Annotated in this window: 13 protein-coding genes and 3 tRNA genes; 4 read left to right on the top strand and 12 right to left on the bottom strand. The window is 58.1% G+C overall.

Features of this window, described 5'->3' with window-relative positions; genetic code table 11:
* Nucleotides 1-109 precede the first annotated feature (109 nt).
* The gene (locus PSEUDOMOFG3G_RS08110; protein ID WP_047228491.1) at nt 110-2149 is read right to left on the bottom strand and encodes an FAD-dependent oxidoreductase; all 2040 of its coding nucleotides are present in this window, start codon (nt 2147-2149) and stop codon (nt 110-112) included.
* Nucleotides 2150-2357: 208 nt separating this feature from the next.
* Between PSEUDOMOFG3G_RS08110 and PSEUDOMOFG3G_RS08105 the strand changes: the two genes are divergently transcribed.
* Together PSEUDOMOFG3G_RS08105 and PSEUDOMOFG3G_RS08100 are read left to right on the top strand one after the other, a co-directional pair.
* Nucleotides 2358-3488, top strand: coding sequence for a carbon-nitrogen hydrolase family protein (locus tag PSEUDOMOFG3G_RS08105; protein ID WP_139049594.1), 1131 nt, complete (start codon nt 2358-2360; stop codon nt 3486-3488).
* Nucleotides 3489-3492: 4 nt separating this feature from the next.
* Nucleotides 3493-4530: an AraC family transcriptional regulator gene (locus PSEUDOMOFG3G_RS08100; protein WP_047228493.1), complete on the top strand. Its 1038-nt coding sequence runs from the start codon at nt 3493-3495 to the stop codon at nt 4528-4530.
* Between the two features lie 41 nt (nt 4531-4571).
* On the opposite strand, the gene PSEUDOMOFG3G_RS08095 is transcribed toward PSEUDOMOFG3G_RS08100, so the two are convergent.
* The 11 genes from PSEUDOMOFG3G_RS08095 to PSEUDOMOFG3G_RS08045 form a co-directional block, all read right to left on the bottom strand.
* Nucleotides 4572-4718 (bottom strand): hypothetical protein, encoded by a 147-nt coding sequence (locus PSEUDOMOFG3G_RS08095; RefSeq protein WP_171061343.1) that lies wholly within the window; start codon nt 4716-4718, stop codon nt 4572-4574.
* A gap of 116 nt (nt 4719-4834) precedes the next feature.
* Nucleotides 4835-5773 carry a DUF2242 domain-containing protein gene (locus PSEUDOMOFG3G_RS08090; RefSeq protein WP_139049593.1) on the bottom strand — a complete coding sequence of 313 codons (939 nt, stop codon included), beginning with the start codon at nt 5771-5773 and terminating at the stop codon, nt 4835-4837.
* A 220-nt stretch (nt 5774-5993) separates the two neighbouring features.
* Nucleotides 5994-7865 carry a SurA N-terminal domain-containing protein gene (locus PSEUDOMOFG3G_RS08085; RefSeq protein ID WP_139049592.1) on the bottom strand — a complete coding sequence of 624 codons (1872 nt, stop codon included), beginning with the start codon at nt 7863-7865 and terminating at the stop codon, nt 5994-5996.
* 225 nt (nt 7866-8090) lie between these two features.
* The gene (locus tag PSEUDOMOFG3G_RS08080) at nt 8091-8366 is read right to left on the bottom strand and encodes an HU family DNA-binding protein (protein ID WP_047228496.1); all 276 of its coding nucleotides are present in this window, start codon (nt 8364-8366) and stop codon (nt 8091-8093) included.
* A 148-nt stretch (nt 8367-8514) separates the two neighbouring features.
* The gene (gene lon / locus PSEUDOMOFG3G_RS08075; protein ID WP_076383967.1) at nt 8515-10911 is read right to left on the bottom strand and encodes an endopeptidase La; all 2397 of its coding nucleotides are present in this window, start codon (nt 10909-10911) and stop codon (nt 8515-8517) included.
* A gap of 161 nt (nt 10912-11072) precedes the next feature.
* Nucleotides 11073-12356, bottom strand: a complete 1284-nt coding sequence (gene clpX, locus PSEUDOMOFG3G_RS08070; RefSeq protein ID WP_047228498.1) for an ATP-dependent Clp protease ATP-binding subunit ClpX — start codon at nt 12354-12356, stop codon at nt 11073-11075.
* Between the two features lie 107 nt (nt 12357-12463).
* Nucleotides 12464-13105, bottom strand: coding sequence for an ATP-dependent Clp endopeptidase proteolytic subunit ClpP (gene clpP, locus PSEUDOMOFG3G_RS08065; RefSeq protein WP_003183177.1), 642 nt, complete (start codon nt 13103-13105; stop codon nt 12464-12466).
* A gap of 93 nt (nt 13106-13198) precedes the next feature.
* The gene (gene tig, locus PSEUDOMOFG3G_RS08060; RefSeq protein ID WP_047228499.1) at nt 13199-14509 is read right to left on the bottom strand and encodes a trigger factor; all 1311 of its coding nucleotides are present in this window, start codon (nt 14507-14509) and stop codon (nt 13199-13201) included.
* Nucleotides 14510-14925: 416 nt separating this feature from the next.
* Nucleotides 14926-15010 (bottom strand) — tRNA-Leu (locus PSEUDOMOFG3G_RS08055).
* 57 nt (nt 15011-15067) lie between these two features.
* A tRNA-His gene (locus PSEUDOMOFG3G_RS08050) sits at nt 15068-15143 on the bottom strand.
* 41 nt (nt 15144-15184) lie between these two features.
* Nucleotides 15185-15261, bottom strand: a tRNA-Arg gene (locus PSEUDOMOFG3G_RS08045).
* 281 nt (nt 15262-15542) lie between these two features.
* On the opposite strand from PSEUDOMOFG3G_RS08045, the gene folD reads away from it, so the two are divergent.
* Nucleotides 15543-16397: a bifunctional methylenetetrahydrofolate dehydrogenase/methenyltetrahydrofolate cyclohydrolase FolD gene (gene folD, locus PSEUDOMOFG3G_RS08040; protein WP_047228500.1), complete on the top strand. Its 855-nt coding sequence runs from the start codon at nt 15543-15545 to the stop codon at nt 16395-16397.
* 269 nt (nt 16398-16666) lie between these two features.
* Nucleotides 16667-17605 carry a D-alanyl-D-alanine endopeptidase gene (pbpG, locus tag PSEUDOMOFG3G_RS08035; protein WP_076386598.1) on the top strand — a complete coding sequence of 313 codons (939 nt, stop codon included), beginning with the start codon at nt 16667-16669 and terminating at the stop codon, nt 17603-17605.
* Nucleotides 17606-17634 lie beyond the last annotated feature (29 nt).

Here is a 17634-nt window from a genome sequence, read left to right as displayed (position 1 = left end):
AGCCTGCTCGCGATGGCGGTGGGTCAGTAAACACTCATGCAACTGACTCATCGCTATCGCGAGCAGGCTCGCTCCCACAGTGGATCCAGGCGCCCACAGATTCGGTGTCTTACAACTGCGCCGCCAATCGCGAACCCTGATTGATCGCCCGCTTGGCATCCAGTTCTGCCGCTACGTCGGCACCGCCAATGAGGTGGACGGTTTGCCCTGCTGCTTCCAGGCCTTGCTGCAGCTCGCGCAACGGATCCTGGCCGGCGCAGATCACGATGTTGTCCACGGCCAGCACCTGCGGCTCGCCGGTTTCACCGATGCGGATGTGCAAGCCTTCGTCATCGATTTTCAGGTACTCGACGCTGTTGAGCATCTGCACCTGCTTGTTCTTCAGGCCCGTGCGGTGAATCCAGCCGGTGGTCTTGCCCAGGCCGTCGCCCACCTTGGATTTCTTGCGCTGCAACAGGAACACTTGCCGCGCAGGGGCATGGGGCTCGGCTTTGATACCCGCCACACCCCCGCGCGCCTGGAGCAGGGTATCGATCCCCCATTCTTTCCAGAACGCTTCACGGTCCTGGCTGGTGGCAACCCCTTGGTGGACCAGGAACTCCGACACGTCGAAGCCGATACCGCCGGCCCCGATCACCGCGACGCTGCGGCCCACTGGCTTGCGCTCCAGAATCACATCCAGGTAGCTGAGGACCTTGGCATGCTCCACCCCGGGAATCGCCGGCACCCGCGGTGCGATACCGGTGGCCAGGATGATCTCGTCAAAACCGCCCGCGACCAATTGCGCCACATCCACCCGCGTGTTGAGACACAGCTCGACATGGCTGGTCTGCAATTTGCGCTTGAAATAACGCAGGGTTTCGAAGAACTCTTCCTTGCCCGGCACCCGCTTGGCGATATTGAACTGGCCACCAATTTCGCTGGCCGAATCGAACAGCGTCACCTGATGACCCCGTTCGGCCGCCACGGTAGCAGCGGACAAACCGGCCGGACCGGCACCGACCACAGCGATTTTTTTCACCTGGGTGACCGGCAAGTAATTGAGCTCGGTTTCATGGCACGCCCGCGGGTTCACCAGGCAACTGGTGAGCTTGCCGCCAAAGGTATGGTCCAGACAGGCCTGGTTACAGCCGATGCAGGTATTGATTTCATCCGCGCGCCCGGCGGCAGCCTTGTTGACGAACTCCGGATCGGCGAGGAAAGGCCGCGCCATGGACACCATATCGGCGTCGCCTTCGGCCAGGATCTGCTCGGCCACTTCCGGGGTGTTGATGCGGTTGGTGGTGATCAGCGGAATACTCACTGAGCCGCGCAGTTTGGCTGTGACCTTGCTGAACGCCGCCCGCGGAACCTTGGTGGCGATGGTAGGAATCCGCGCCTCGTGCCAGCCGATACCGGTGTTAATGATCGTCGCCCCGGCCTGCTCGATGGCTTTGGCCAACTGAACGATTTCATCCCAGCTGCTGCCACCTTCCACCAGATCGAGCATCGACAGGCGAAAGATAATGATGAAGTTGGGACCGACCGCCTCACGCACCCGACGCACGATTTCCACCGGCAGGCGCATGCGGTTTTCATAGCTGCCACCCCAGCGATCGGTGCGGTGGTTGGTATGGGCCGCCAGGAACTGGTTAATGAAATAACCTTCCGAGCCCATGATCTCGACACCGTCGTACTCGGCTTTCTGGGCCAGGACCGAACAGGTGACAAAATCACTGATCTGCTTTTCGATGCCCTCTTCGTCCAGTTCCTTGGGCTTGAACGGGTTGATCGGCGCCTGGATCGCGCTCGGTGCCACCTGCTTGGGGCTGTAGGCGTAGCGCCCGGCGTGGAGAATCTGCATGCAGATCTTGCCACCGGCCTCATGCACGGCACGGGTCACAATCTGGTGCTTGAGGGCTTCTTCCTCGGTGGTCAGCTTGGCCGCGCCGGAGTAAACGCCGCCCTCGTCATTCGGCCCGATTCCGCCGGTGACCATCAGCCCCACGCCGCCACGCGCGCGCTCGGCAAAATACGCCGCCATGCGCTCGAAACCACCGGGCTTTTCTTCAAGACCCGTGTGCATCGACCCCATCAGGGTGCGATTGCGCAACGTGGTAAAACCCAGGTCCAGCGGGGCCAGCAGGTGCGGGTAATGAGGGGTGGTCATCGATAACTCCACAACGGGCGATCACGGAAAAAATGCGGAGGCTCTGCGGCTTCCATCAGTCATGCCAGACAGCCTAAGAGCGGGAAGCTGCGTGCTCAATGGCCGTAACTGACAACTTAATGATCCAAATGCGCAACGCCCCTTGGCAACACCCCATCGTGGGCCCTACCCTAGTCAGCGAATCCGCACACGGCCGCTGACTGTTCCCATGCGCAAATTTCTGTACCTGCTGTTGTCACTGGCCTTGATTGCCGCCCTGATCACCTACGCACTGTGGACGGTGGATCGTCCGGCGGGTCATTACCTGTCAGACCTTCGCATCAACCTGGCGGTGAACCAGGGCACCCCCGCCGATCAAGGCAACTTGCTGGGCATCCAGCCCGAACTGTTCCCCACCGACTACCAGAGCCCCGAACGCCTGCACCGCAAACTGGCGGCCTATCTGCAAACCGCTCGTGACCTGGGCTTGCTCAATGACAAAACCGTGGTGGTCTTGCCCGAGCACATTGGCACCTGGTTGATGGTCGCCGGGGAAAAAGACGAGTTGTATCAGGCCGCCACGTTGAAGGAAGCGATGAACTGGCTGGCGGTCAGCAACCCGCTGGCGTTCATCCAGGCGCTGGTCAGCGCAAAAGGTGACAACCGGCTGGACGATGCTTACCTGCGCATGAAAGCCGACACCATGGCCCGTGACTACCAGGCACTGTTCGGCGGACTCGCCAAGGAGTTCGGCGTGACTCTGGTGGCCGGCTCCATCGTGCTGCCCGAGCCAAGCGTCAGCGATGGCCAACTGAAAGTGGGCCGGGGCCCGTTGTACAACAGTAGCGTGGTGTTCGGCCGCGACGGTCGGCCGCTGGGCCAGCCACAGCGCCAACAGCACCCCATGTTCGAGCAACAGGGCGTGCTGGGGCCAGACCATCCGGACACAATCAGCGTCGTCGACACCCCTGCCGGTCGCCTGGGCGTGCTGATCGGCAGCGACAGTTGGTACCCGGTTCATTATCGGCAGTTGAATGAACAGGGGGCGCAATTGGTGGCAGTGCCGGCCTTTGTCAACGGTCGCCATACCTGGGAAAAACCCTGGGGTGGCTATAGGGGCCTGTCCACACCGAGCGAAGTCAGCCTCAAGCCTGGGGAAGTGAGTGAAGGCCAGGCCTGGCATCGCCTGACACTGACCAGCCAGCCGCCCAGCAGCCAGGCCAGGGGCGGCGTCAGTGTCTTCCTGCGCGGTCAGTTCTGGGACAACGGTAGCGCCGGGCAGAGTTTCATCAGCCATGACGGCGAGCATTTTCCCGACGGTGAAGCTCGTGGCGCCCGTCTGCTGAACCTGTGGCTGTAACACCATGAAACCGCAACCGATGCGACTGGGAGACTTGTCAGTCAGCTTCGTCCATAGCCTGGCCGATGCGGTTGCCAGCCATGGCCACGATCCCCAGCCTTTGCTTGAACAATACGGTCTGGATGCGGCACGCCTGGCCGAGCCCGGTGCTCGTCTGTCGATCCCGCGCTACATGCGCCTGGGGCACGCCGCCATCCAACAGACCCAGGACCCTGCCTTGGGTTTGCGCATGGGCCAACTTAGCCGCTTGAGCCAGGCCGGGCTGGCAGGCGTGACGGCGGCCCAGGCACCGACGGTGCGCGAAGCCGCGCGGTGCATGATCCGCTTCGAGCCGCTGTACGGCTCCAACTATCGCGGTCAGTCGAGTTTTCATGAAGATGCCCGAGGCGCGTGGCTGCGGTTCTATTCCATCAGCCCCTATAACGCCTACAACCGCTTCGTCGTGGATTCGATCATCGCCGGCTGGCTGGCGCAGCTGTCCTGCGTGAGTGCTGTCGCGTTGAGGGCTGAACGTGTGGAAATCGAGTTCGAAGCACCGGCATACCTGGAGGCCTATCGCGCGCTCGGTGACTGCCCGATCCAGTTCGGTGCCGAACATAATCAGCTACGCCTGGGACTCGACAGTCTCGCCCAACGCAACCCCCAACATTGCCCCGGCACCTGGCGACACCTGGTTCAGTTGTGTGAACGGGAACTGGAGCAATTGACGCGCACCCGCAGCCTGCGCGAGCGCATCATCCAACTGCTGGGGCCCTTGCTCAACGGCGGTCGGGAACCCGATCTGGAAGAAGTGGCGGCGCGTCTGAAGCTGCCGACCTGGACACTGCGTCGCAAACTGGCCGAAGAAGGCACGCAATTTCGCGCAATCCTCAACGACACTCGCCGCGACCTGGCCATGACCTACATTCGCGACACTGAACTGGCGTTCGGTGAAATCGCGTACCTGCTGGGGTTCGCCTCAGCGGAAGCCTTTCAACGCGCCTTCAAGCGCTGGAACAACCAGACTCCGGGCGAGTTTCGGCGCAGTCGTAGAAGCAGTTAGGCTGCAAACCTGCTGCTGATAACGTGTCGTTTTTAGCGGATTTACAGCTCTGTTGCATCCTCGGCGGGTTCCAGGGGATCAAGCTCATACGCCTGATATTCCAGCAGCTCTTCCTGATAATCATCCATCTTGAATCCTTCCCATAACGTAACGTTGAAACCGATGCCTGATGGCGCTGGAATCAGCATAAAGCCGCTTTATGAACAAAACATGAAGCAAAAGCTTCATGAATTAAACGTAGCACAGCGCTGGGAAATTACTGCGTGCAGGTGTGGCAAGGGATTTCCACCCTTGCCACTGAGCATCAAGAGGCGGGAAGCGGCTGGATCGGCTCGGAGGGGGCCGGCAAGGCGCTGGAGGGTGGCGGTGTAATGGCTTGCGTCGACGACTCAGGCTCTGATAGTTGAGGCTCGCTGGGTGCGATGGGCGCGGGCTCTGCCGGCGGCGCGACCGGCTCCGAACTGGCCGGAGAAGTCTCGGCAGGCGCGGGCGTGGCCTCCTCCACCGGCGCGACTGGCGCTGGTGCCGGTTCGGGAGCCGGCTCCGGCTCTGGAGCAAGAGCAGGTACAGGCATCGGTGCCGGCTCTGGTGCAGGAACAGGCATCGGTGTCGGCTGCGGAGTAGAAACCGGTGACAACGCCGCCGGCTCGACCTGGGGTTCCGGAACGCCAAGCTCAGCCTTGGGCTTTTCGGTTTCTTCCACGGGTTTCTTCGCCTCGGGGGGCAGGAACAACTCCACGAGGGCAAAGAAACGCTCATAGAACTTCGCCGACGACACGGTTTCGCTGGCAACCTTGACCATCGAATCATCGGACGAGCCGATCGGCATCGACACCGATCCCAGCACCCCCACGCCCAGGCTGGCGGAGTTGTTGGTTTTCTTCAGCGCATAACGGTCCTGCAAGGCGTTGGCAAACATGGTCGCACGGTGTCCGGGACCACTGTCTTGCGCACAGACCAGATTGAAGCTGATCTCCATATGGGTTTCGCCGGTCTGCTGAAAACTCTTGTGTCCGCTGACCAGCTTCGGATCGCTACTGGTAATGATGTAGCCCTGGCTGAGCAATGCCCGGCGCCCGGCTTCGCAGGTCGCCGCATCATTCACTGAATAGGAACGCGAGAACGTACCGGAGTCATCGAAGTTTTCATGCTCGTAAATAGCGGTTTTCTTCGACGAGCAACCGGCTGCAGCGGCCAGCACCAGTGCCAGCCCGACGGTGCGCATAGGGAATGATTTGAACATTGAACATCCTGAGGAAAACGATCCGGGGCGTATTGTGCAACAGAACGCTGCCAGGCCGCGTGGCTAATCTTGTCTCAAACGGGTTACAAGTCTACTGGGGGTTATTTGCGGGAAAAAGACGCGAATTCGGTGGAACGACGAAGATACTGCCCGATGCAACAAGCAGACACAAAAAACCCGGCCTTTCGGCCGGGTCGTTGTGGGGCAAACATCAGAGCACTTAGAAGCGCTCGATGTCCGCCTCACTCTCCAACTGCTTGCGATAGGCAGCGAAGTCCTGCTGGCCGACACGAGAAGCGAGATAACGGCGGTATTGCGCCTTCTCCTCATCGCTCGGTGCCGCCGCTTCGTTCACGCCGTTCAAACGCACGATGACCAGACTGCCGTCGGGCAACGTCACACTGCTGAACGTCGGCTTGTCTTTCGATTCGGGTTTAGGCATCCGGAACAATGCCTGCAACACCGCCGGATCAATCCCTTCCTGGCTTCGAGTCGCCGCTTCGATGACCTTCCAGTTCTGACCGTCGACAGGTTGATCCAGGGCCGTCTTGCCGTCGCGCAAACCGGCAATCAACTCCTCGGCCCGGGTCTTGGCCGCCGCACTGGCATGTTCCTTCGCCAGTTGAGCGCGAATGGCCCCGTCCACCCTTTCCAATGGCATTTGCTCGGGTTTGCGGTGCTCCTTGGCACGCAACACCACCACGGTTTCCGGGTCCAGTTCGATGGCGGTGCTGTTTGCACCCTCATCCAGTACCTCCGGGCTGAACGCGGCGGTCACCACGGCGCGGTTGGCCGCGATCCCCTCCCCACCCTCACGGCCGAACGGCGCCGAAGTGTGGACGGTCAGTTTCAGGTCCTGAGCCGGCTGTGCCAGGTCGGAGGCTTCGAAAGAGGCATCCTCCAGTTGCTTGGTCGCCTCCACGAAACGCTGCTCAACCTGCTGGGTTTTCAGCTCGCGAACAAGCTTGTCCTTGAGGCTGGCAAACGTTGGCACTTCAGGCGCTTCGACTCCCAACAACTTGATCAGGTGAAAACCGAAATCGGTACGCACCGGTGCCGATACCTGATCCTTGCTCAACGCATACAGTGCCTTTTCGAACTCCGGATCATAGACACCCGGACCGGCATAACCGAGATCGCCGCCGTTGTTCGCCGAACCTGGGTCCTGGGAGAACTCCTTGGCCAACGCCTCAAACGATTCGCCTTTGGCCAAACGAGCCTGAATCTCTTCGATCTTTGCCTTGGCCTGGGCTTCGGTGACCTTGTCGTTCACTTCGATCAGGATGTGCGCAGCACGACGCTGTTCGGACAGGTTCGCGATTTCTTTCTGATAGGCCGCTTGCAGGTCTTCATCCTTGACGCTGACCTGATCGAAGAAAGAAGCCTTCTTCAGCTCAAGGTAGTCGATGACCACCTGGTCGGGCGTCATGAATTCCTTGGCATGCTTATCGTAGTAAGCCTTTACCTCATCATCGGTCAGTTTGACCGTCGACGAGTCGGCCTGGATATTCAAGGTGGCGAAATCCCGGGTCTGTTTTTCCAGACGGGCGAAGGCCAACACCTGGGCGTCGGTGACAAAACCACTCCCCGCCAGACCTGCGCGCAACTGGCCGATCAGCATCTCCTGAGCCAGCATCTGACGAAATTGCATGCGGCTGTAACCCAGCTGGCGGATCACCTGATCGAAACGCTCGGCGCTGAACTTGCCATCGACCTGAAACTCAGGCGTTTGCAGGATCACTTGATCCAGCGCGGCTTCGGAGAAGGCGAATTTCGAATCTTGCGCGCCTTGCAGCAACAGCTTGCGATCGATCAGGCCTTTGAGCGCTGAGTCGCGCAGCATTTTTTCGTCCAGCAACGAAGCGTCGAAATCCTTGCCCAGCTGTTGCATGAGCTGGCGGCGTTGCATGTCGACCGCCTGGCTCAGCTCGTTCTGGCTGATCTCTTCGCCGTTGACCTTGGCTGCGTCATTACTGTTGGTGGTAGCTTGAAAAATGGCATCGAAACCGGTCAACGCCATCAATACGACGATGACCCCGATGATGGTTTTGGCAATCCAGCCTTGTGAATTGTCCCTGATATTCTGCAGCATGCGTCCCCCAGAAACGGTTGAACTTCAAATTTAGGCAACCGTGGAGCGTGGGTAGAATCCGGATAGAAGAAAGGCGCATCCGAGGATGCGCCTTCTCGTAACTGGCGGAGCGGACCGGACTCAAACCCGCGAGTCCTGGCGTGACACACCGGCTACAAACCGGCTGTATGACCGCTCCGCTGCCAAGCCAGGCATGACCCCGACCCGGATAAACTCGGTGAAACCTTAGTCGTTAACAGCTTCTTTCAATGCCTTGCCTGCTTTGAAACCAGGCTTTTTGGCAGCAGGGATTTCCAGCGTTTGGCCGGTCTGCGGGTTGCGGCCGGTACGCGCTGGGCGATCAGTCACGGAGAAGGTGCCGAAACCAACCAGAACTACGGAGTCGCCGGCCTTGAGAGCGCCAGTGACGGATTCGATTACAGCGTCCAGCGCACGGCCAGCAGCAGCTTTCGGGATATCAGCGGATGCAGCGATAGCATCAATCAGTTCCGACTTGTTCACTCTAAGTCCCCTTATATCTATTTGAGATGATTCTAAGTTTTTTTGGTGAAAGCAAAAACGAGTGCTGAATGGCCTACAGACACTTAAGAGCCGCTTTATAACAAGGGCTCTAAAAAACTGTCAAGGAAGCCCCCCAGGCAAATGCGTATTAATGCGTGCTAATTCTTTCCTTAGAGTCAGACTCTCGCTTGTCTTCCTTCGCGACTATCTCCGGAGCCACATCCGGCAAGGGCTCCGGCGCGTATTGCAGCGCAATTTGCAGGACCTCGTCAATCCATTTAACCGGTTTGATCTGAAGATCCTGCTTAATGTTGTCGGGAATCTCCTTCAGATCGCGGACATTCTCCTCGGGAATGATCACGATCTTGATCCCGCCACGGTGAGCCGCCAGCAGTTTTTCCTTCAGACCGCCGATGGCCAATACCTGGCCACGCAGGGTGATTTCACCCGTCATGGCGACGTCGGCGCGCACAGGAATGCCGGTCAGCGCGGATACCAGGGCCGTGCACATGCCTACGCCGGCGCTCGGGCCGTCCTTGGGCGTAGCCCCTTCAGGCATGTGGATATGGGTGTCGCGCTTCTCGTGGAAGTCCAGGGGGATGCCCAGGCTCCGGGCGCGGCTGCGCACGACCGTCAGCGCTGCGGTGATCGACTCGACCATCACATCGCCCAGCGAACCGGTCTTGATCAGTTGACCCTTGCCCGGTACTACGGCCGCTTCGATAGTCAGCAACTCGCCACCGACCTGAGTCCACGCAAGGCCAGTCACCTGACCAATCTGATCCTGCTGCTCGGCGAGGCCGTAGCGGAATTTGCGAACACCCAGGAAGTGCTCCAGCAGGTCCGAAGTAACCTTGACCGCGAAGCGTTTTTCCAGCGCATGCTCTTTGACCGCCTTGCGGCAGACCTTGGCAATTTGCCGCTCCAGACCACGCACACCCGCCTCGCGAGTGTAGTAGCGGATAATGTCGCGAATCGCTTCCTCGTCAAATTCCAGCTCGCCTTTTTTCAGGCCGTTGGCCTGGATCTGCTTGGGCGAAAGGTATTTGACGGCGATGTTGATCTTCTCGTCTTCGGTGTAGCCCGGCAGACGGATCACCTCCATCCGGTCCAGCAGTGCTGGCGGAATGTTCATGGAGTTGGAGGTGCAGAGGAACATCACGTCCGACAGGTCGTAGTCGACCTCCAGATAGTGATCGTTGAAATTGTGATTCTGCTCCGGATCGAGCACTTCGAGCAGCGCAGAAGCGGGATCGCCGCGCATATCGCTGCCCATCTTGTCGATTTCATCCAAAAGAAACAGCGGATTGCGCACGCCAACCTTAGTCATCTTTTGAATCAATCTTCCTGGCATCGACCCGATATAAGTGCGGCGATGCCCCCGAATTTCCGCTTCATCGCGCACGCCACCGAGGGCCATGCGCACGAATTTACGATTGGTCGCGTGGGCAATCGACTCTGCCAGCGATGTTTTACCGACCCCGGGAGGCCCCACCAGGCACAGTACCGGCCCGCGAATTTTCTTCACGCGTTTTTGCACGGCGAGGTATTCGAGGATACGTTCCTTGACCTCTTCCAGACCGTAATGGTCGGCATCGAGAATATCTTCGGCGCGGGCCAGGTCCAGACGGACCTTGCTTTGCGCCTTCCAAGGCACCTGAACCAGCCAGTCGATATAGGAGCGCACCACAGTGGCTTCGGCAGACATAGGCGACATTTGCTTGAGCTTGTTCAGCTCGGCCTGGGCCTTGGCAAGTGCATCCTTGGGCAGGCCGGCGGCATCGATGCGCTTTTTCAGCTCTTCGATTTCGTTGTGCCCTTCGTCACCATCGCCAAGTTCCTTCTGAATGGCCTTCATCTGCTCATTCAGGTAGTACTCGCGCTGGCTACGCTCCATCTGCTTCTTGACGCGACCACGAATGCGCTTCTCGACCTGCAGTAGGTCGATTTCGCCATCCAGCAGTGCCAGCACATGTTCGACACGGGCAGACAAATCGATGATTTCGAGAATTTCCTGCTTCTGCTCGATCTTGAGGGCCATGTGGGCCGCCATCGTATCGACCAGCCGTCCAGGTTCGTCGATGCTGTTAAGCGACGACAGGACCTCAGCAGGCACCTTCTTGCCCAACTGCACGTATTGTTCGAACTGCGACAGAAGACTGCGGACAAACACCTCAGACTCACGCTCGGGCGCGTCCACTTCGTCGATCAGCGACACTTCGGCCCGGCAATGGCCGTCCACTTCGCTGAAACGCTCGACCGTGCCACGCTGCTCACCTTCGACTAGGACCTTGACGGTGCCGTCGGGCAACTTGAGCAGCTGCAGAACTGTTGCAATTGTGCCTACGCGATAAAGTGCGTCTTCGCCGGGATCATCGTCAGCAGGATTTCTCTGCGCCAACAGAAGAATCTGCTTGTCACCCGTCATCGCAGCCTCGAGGGCTTCGATAGACTTCTCGCGCCCCACGAACAGCGGGATAACCATGTGCGGATAAACCACGACATCACGCAATGGCAGGAGAGGCAATTCGATGGTTGTCTTCATGATTTCGCCTCTACGGCGGCCACAAGGCCGGAAACAGATGGAAGTAAGCTTGAAACCAAGATGGGGGCAGCCTTGAAAAAAAACAAGCGCAAAGACACGTCTAAAACGCGCAAAAAGCAAAGGGGCCCGAAGGCCCCTTCTTTATTCCGGCACCGGGACGCTTAAGCGTCCGGCGCGGCCTTGGCAGCCGGCTCTTTGTTTTCGTAGATATACAAAGGCTTGGACTTACCTTCTATAACGCTTTCATCGATCACGACTTTACTCACCTCAGACTGCGAGGGGATCTCATACATCGTGTCGAGCAATACGCCTTCCAGAATCGAGCGCAACCCACGGGCACCGGTTTTACGCTCCAGGGCTCGTTTGGCAACCGATTTCAGCGCGTCGGAACGGAACTCCAGGTCTACACCTTCCATTTCGAACAGCTTGGCATATTGCTTGGTCAGGGCATTCTTCGGCTCCGTCAGAATCTGCATCAATGCAGCTTCATCCAACTCGTCCAGCGTCGCCAGGACCGGCAAGCGACCCACGAATTCCGGGATCAGACCGAACTTGACCAAATCATCAGGTTCGACTTCACGCAGGGATTCACCGACCTTCTTACCCTCTTCCTTACTGCGCACTTCGGCGTTGAAACCAATGCCGCCACGGGTGGAACGGTTTTGAATAACCTTTTCCAGGCCGGAGAACGCGCCACCGCAGATGAACAGAATGTTACGCGTGTCGACCTGCAGGAACTCCTGCTGCGGATGCTTGCGACCACCCTGAGGCGGAACGGAAGCCACGGTACCTTCGATCAGCTTGAGCAAGGCCTGCTGCACGCCCTCACCGGAAACATCCCGGGTGATGGACGGGTTGTCGGACTTGCGGGAAATCTTGTCGATTTCGTCGATGTAGACGATACCCATCTGGGCCTTTTCCACATCGTAATCGCACTTCTGCAGCAGTTTCTGAATGATGTTCTCGACATCCTCACCCACATAACCCGCCTCGGTAAGGGTGGTTGCGTCGGCGATGGTGAACGGAACGTTCAGCAAACGGGCCAGAGTTTCGGCAAGCAGGGTTTTACCCGAGCCTGTCGGGCCGATCAGCAGGATGTTGCTCTTGCCGAGTTCGACCTCGTCATTCTTTTTGTCACGTTGGTTCAGGCGCTTGTAGTGGTTGTACACCGCTACGGCCAGTACCTTTTTCGCGCGCTCCTGACCAATGACATATTGATCAAGGATGCCGCTGATTTCTTTAGGCGAAGGCAACTTATGCGCGCTGCTTTCGGCCTGGGCTTCCTGCACCTCCTCGCGGATGATGTCATTGCACAGGTCGACGCACTCGTCGCAAATGAAGACCGAGGGGCCGGCAATCAATTTGCGTACTTCATGCTGGCTTTTGCCACAGAAGGAGCAATAAAGCAGTTTGCCGTTGTCCTCGCCGTTGCGGGTGTCAGTCATTCGATCGATCCAAATCCGATAGGCTTGCAACACAAGATGAAGGCAATTGCGGGCTTTTTCAAGCCCGCAGGCGGCCGGTCATCCCAACCACCTGCATTTTGAGCGGCTTAGGCAGGCATTTGACGCTTGTTGATCACGGAGTCGATCAGGCCATATTCGGCCGCACGCTCAGCGCTCATGAAGTTGTCACGCTCGGTGTCACGCTCAATGGTTTCGAGGCTTTGGCCGGTGTGATGGGCCAGCAGCGAGTTCAGGCGCGAACGAATGTGGAGGATTTCCTTGGCATGGATGTCGATATCCGACGCCTGCCCCTGGAAACCACCCAACGGCTGGTGAATCATCATGCGCGAATTAGGCAGGCAGTGACGCTTGCCCGCTGCGCCACCGGCGAGCAGGAATGCGCCCATGCTGCAGGCCTGGCCGATGCAGATGGTGGAAACGTCAGGCTTGATGAACTGCATGGTGTCGTAGATCGACATGCCTGCTGTCACCGAGCCACCAGGTGAGTTGATGTACAGATGGATATCCTTGTCCGGGTTTTCCGCTTCAAGGAACAGCAGTTGCGCCGCAACCAGGTTGGCCATGTAGTCTTCAACGGGGCCGATCAGGAAGATGACGCGTTCCTTGAGCAGACGCGAGTAGATGTCATAGGCACGTTCGCCACGGGCAGACTGCTCGATAACCATCGGGACCAGGCCGCCTGCGGCTTGGATGTCAGAGCTCTGCTGATAAAAAGAATTGCGGGACATGTCTCGCAGTCACTCCCAAATAGTTATGTCTTGAATACGCATAAGCCAGCGCGAAGGCTGGCTTATGGGTGTGTATTTCTTACCGCAGAACGATCAATCGGCTTGTGGAGCTTCCACCGGCTTGACCGCTTCTTCGTAAGAGACCGCTTTATCGGTCACGCTAGCTTTCTGCAGAACAGTATCCACAACTTGTTCTTCCAGCACAACCGAACGGACTTCGTTCAGTTGCTGGTCGTTCTTGTAGTACCAGGACACGACTTGCTCAGGCTCCTGATAGGCCGAAGCCATTTCCTGGATCAGCTCGCGAACGCGGGCTTCGTCAGGCTTGAGTTCGAACTGCTTGACCACTTCAGCAACGATCAGGCCCAGCACAACGCGGCGCTTGGCTTGCTCTTCGAACAGCTCAGCGGGCAGTTGGTCCGGCTTGATGTTGCCGCCGAACTGTTGAACAGCCTGTACACGCAGACGGTTCACTTCGTTGTCCAGCAGAGCCTTTGGCACTTCGATCGGGTTGGAGGCCAGCAGACCGTCCATGACCTGGTTCTTGACCTTGGACTTGATGGCCTGACGCAGCTCACGCTCCATGTTCTTGCGAACTTCGGCGCGGAAACCTTCCAGACCGGTTTCCTTGATGCCGAACTGGGCGAAGAACTCTTCGTTCAGCTCTGGCAGTTTCGGCTCGGAAACGCTGTTGACGGTCACGGTGAACTCGGCGGATTTACCAGCCAGGTCCAGGTTCTGATAGTCCTCAGGGAACGTCAGGTTCAGAACGCGCTCTTCACCGGCCTTGGCGCCAACCAGGCCATCTTCGAAGCCAGGGATCATGCGGCCAGAGCCCAGCACCAGCTGAGTAGCCTTGGCGGAACCACCGGCGAACACTTCACCGTCGACCTTGCCGACGAAATCGATGTTCAGTTGATCTTCGTTCTGGGCAGCACGATCGGCCACTTCGAAACGGGTGTTCTGCTTGCGCAGGATGTCCAGCATCTTGTCCAGGTCGGCATCCGAAACATCGGCGCTCAGACGCTCGACGGAGATGGACTCGAAACCGGCAACCGTGAACTCAGGGAACACTTCGAACGTGGCGATGAACTCCAGGTCCTTGCCCTTTTCCAGCACTTTAGGCTCGACGGACGGAGCACCGGCCGGGTTCAGCTTCTGCTCGACGACCGCTTCGTAGAACGAAGACTGGATCACATCGCCCACGGCTTCCTGACGTGCGTCAGCTTCATAACGCTGACGGATCACGCTCATTGGCACTTTGCCTGGGCGGAAACCTGGGATTTTGGCCTTTTGGGCAGTCTGCTGCAGACGCTTGTTGACCTGAGTCTCGATGCGCTCAGCCGGCACGGTGATGCTCATGCGGCGCTCAAGAGCAGAAGTATTTTCAACAGAAACTTGCATGGATATTCCTCGTTGCACAGACGTTGGCCGGGCGTTTCCGACCCCAGAATCAAGGGCATGCATTCTAGTAGGTCAAACTCAAGAAGTCACCCTACTGAAAAAGGGCTGGAAACAGGCGCCGAATTTAGGAGCGGACATACGGTCATGCCTCACCCGGATTGCAAATACAGTCGATCACTGCAAGGCTCTGGGTCAATGCTTCTATATATAGGAGCAGCAAACCCGCGCGCCCGGCATCCGGTCTCGCGAGGAGACCAACGGGCATGCCGCGCATCATCAGGAAACACAATCGTGACGACCCGGGCACCCCGCACAACCCTGAACCAGGGTCGGCGACAAAAAAATCATGAATACAAAAACGGCGCAGCCCTCTTCAGGTACTGCGCCGTTCTCTGCTATTTAAATAGCGACTTGTATGGTGCGGACGGAGAGACTCGAACTCTCACACCTTGCGGCGCTGGAACCTAAATCCAGTGTGTCTACCAATTCCACCACATCCGCGTATCAAGCTTTTAAAGCAAAGGCGCCAGACTGTTAATCTGGCGCCTTTCTAGAATATGGGGTGGACGATGGGGATCGAACCCACGACAACGGGAGTCACAATCCCGTGCTCTACCAACTGAGCTACGCCCACCATATTACCTTGTTGCCTTACTTGTGCCAAAGCTGCCTAATTGGCGCACCCGGCAGGACTCGAACCTGCGACCATCCGCTTAGAAGGCGGATGCTCTATCCAGCTGAGCTACGGGCGCCTTTTTAATCTGTATTCTTGGACGATTACAAACTAAGTGCTTTCAGTGTTACCGAGTTAAAACAACCAACTCTGCTCCACCTTCTTAACCAGTGCTAGGCTGTGCCCGACAAGTGCGACGAATGTTATAGACGGCCTGATAGGTCGTCAACTCTTTTTTAAAAAAAATTCATTTAATTAAAGGGGTTAGGGGAATTTGCAGACCAAGCGCCTTTGCCCTCACGCCTCGGCATGCGAGAATGCGTTCTCTTTTTTTCCCCTCTCGATGGTTAACCACGCGCAATGACTGCACAACTTATCGACGGCAAATCGATCGCCGCCAGCCTGCGCCAGCAGATCGCCCAACGAGTCACCGAGCGTCGCCAGCAAGGCCTGCGCACGCCCGGCCTGGCGGTGATCCTGGTCGGCAGCGATCCTGCCTCTCAGGTTTATGTCTCGCACAAGCGTAAAGACTGTGAAGAGGTCGGCTTCCTTTCCCAGGCCTACGACCTGCCTTCCGAAACCACTCAGCAAGCATTGGCTGATCTGATTGATCGCCTGAACGACGACCCGAACATCGACGGCGTTCTGCTCCAACTGCCCCTGCCTGAACACCTCGACGCCTCCAAACTGCTGGAGCGTATCCGCCCGGACAAAGATGTCGACGGCTTCCATCCTTATAATGTCGGTCGCCTGGCCCAGCGTATCCCGCTGCTGCGCCCCTGCACCCCCAAAGGCATCATGACGTTGCTGGAAAGCACCGGCGTGGACCTGTACGGTCTCGATGCCGTGGTGGTTGGCGCGTCCAACATCGTTGGCCGTCCGATGGCCATGGAGTTGCTGCTGGCCGGCTGCACCGTCACCGTGACCCATCGCTTTACCAAGGACCTGGCTGGACACGTCGGCCGCGCCGACCTGGTGGTCGTTGCCGCCGGCAAGCCTGGCCTGGTGAAGGGCGAGTGGATCAAGGAAGGCGCCATCGTGATCGACGTGGGTATCAACCGCCAGGACGATGGCAAGCTGGTCGGCGACGTGATCTACGAAACCGCCCTGCCCCGTGCAGGCTGGATCACTCCAGTCCCTGGCGGCGTAGGTCCGATGACCCGTGCCTGTCTGCTGGAAAACACCTTGTATGCGGCGGAAACGCTGCATAGCTGATACGCCTTTTCAGCGCAGTTCCAATCCCTGTGGGAGCGAGCCTGCTCGCGATAGCTTTGTCTCAGCCTTCATCCATGCTGACTGACACACCGCTATCGCAAGCAGGCTCGCTCCCACAGGAGTTTTTGCGCCCTTCATTAAACTTTATTTAATCGCAAGCTCCGGCGGTACAGGCATATGGCGCTGTCGTCGCCCATACTCATAAAATGCAGCGCATTTTTAACAAGCCATTGCTGCACGGCACCTTCAACTCTATCGAGTCTACTCGCGTGAAAATCCGTCTTTCTATCCTCAGCCTGTTCTTCGCTTTCACAGGTACCTTTATCACGCAGAATGTCGAGGCGCAGGAAACCATCGCCACCCCGCGAGACACCTCAAAACTGCAAGTCGCCTCGGGCAGCGCGATACTGCTGGACTTGCAGACGAATAAAGTCGTTTATGCCAGCAATCCCGACGTAGTGGTGCCCATCGCTTCGGTGACCAAATTGATGACCGGTCTGATCGTGCTGGATGCCAAGCAGGATCTGAATGAATACATCTCCATGACCATCGCCAATACACCGGAGATGAAGGGGGTATTTTCCCGGGTCAAGCTCAACAGCGAACTGTCACGCCGGGACGTGTTGCTGATTGCCCTGATGTCGTCGGAGAACCGCGCCGCCGCCAGCCTCGCCCACCACTACCCGGGCGGGTACGCAGCGTTCATCGCGGCCATGAACGCCAAGGCAAAGGCGCTGGGCATGAGCAGCACCCACTATGTCGAGCCCACAGGCCTGTCGATTCACAACGTATCCACCGCCCGGGACCTGACCAAACTGCTGATCGCGGCACGCAAATATCCATTGCTGAGCGAACTGAGTACCACCAAGGAAAAGACCGTAACCTTCCGCAAACCGGTTTATAGCCTGGGCTTTCGCAATACCGACCACTTGGTCCATAAGGCTGGCTGGGACATCCAACTGACCAAGACCGGCTTCACCAATCAGGCCGGCCACTGCCTGGTACTGGTGACGAAAATGAGCAATCGACCGATGGCCCTGGTGGTGCTGGATGCGTTTGGGAAATATACCCACTTCGCCGATGCCAGCCGGATCCGTAGCTGGGTGGAAACCGGCAAAAGCGCCAGCGTCCCTGCCGCGGCCCTTCAATACAAGGCGGCCAAGAACCTCAAGAGCCGCCAAACCGGTGTAGTCGAAGCGTCGAATTAATTAACCAGGCAAACAAAGCCCCGACTCAT

This window comes from Pseudomonas sp. FG-3G (genome assembly GCF_901007645.1).
Lineage (GTDB): Bacteria > Pseudomonadota > Gammaproteobacteria > Pseudomonadales > Pseudomonadaceae > Aquipseudomonas > Aquipseudomonas rhizophila.
This window is presented reverse-complemented; position numbering and strand designations above follow the sequence as displayed.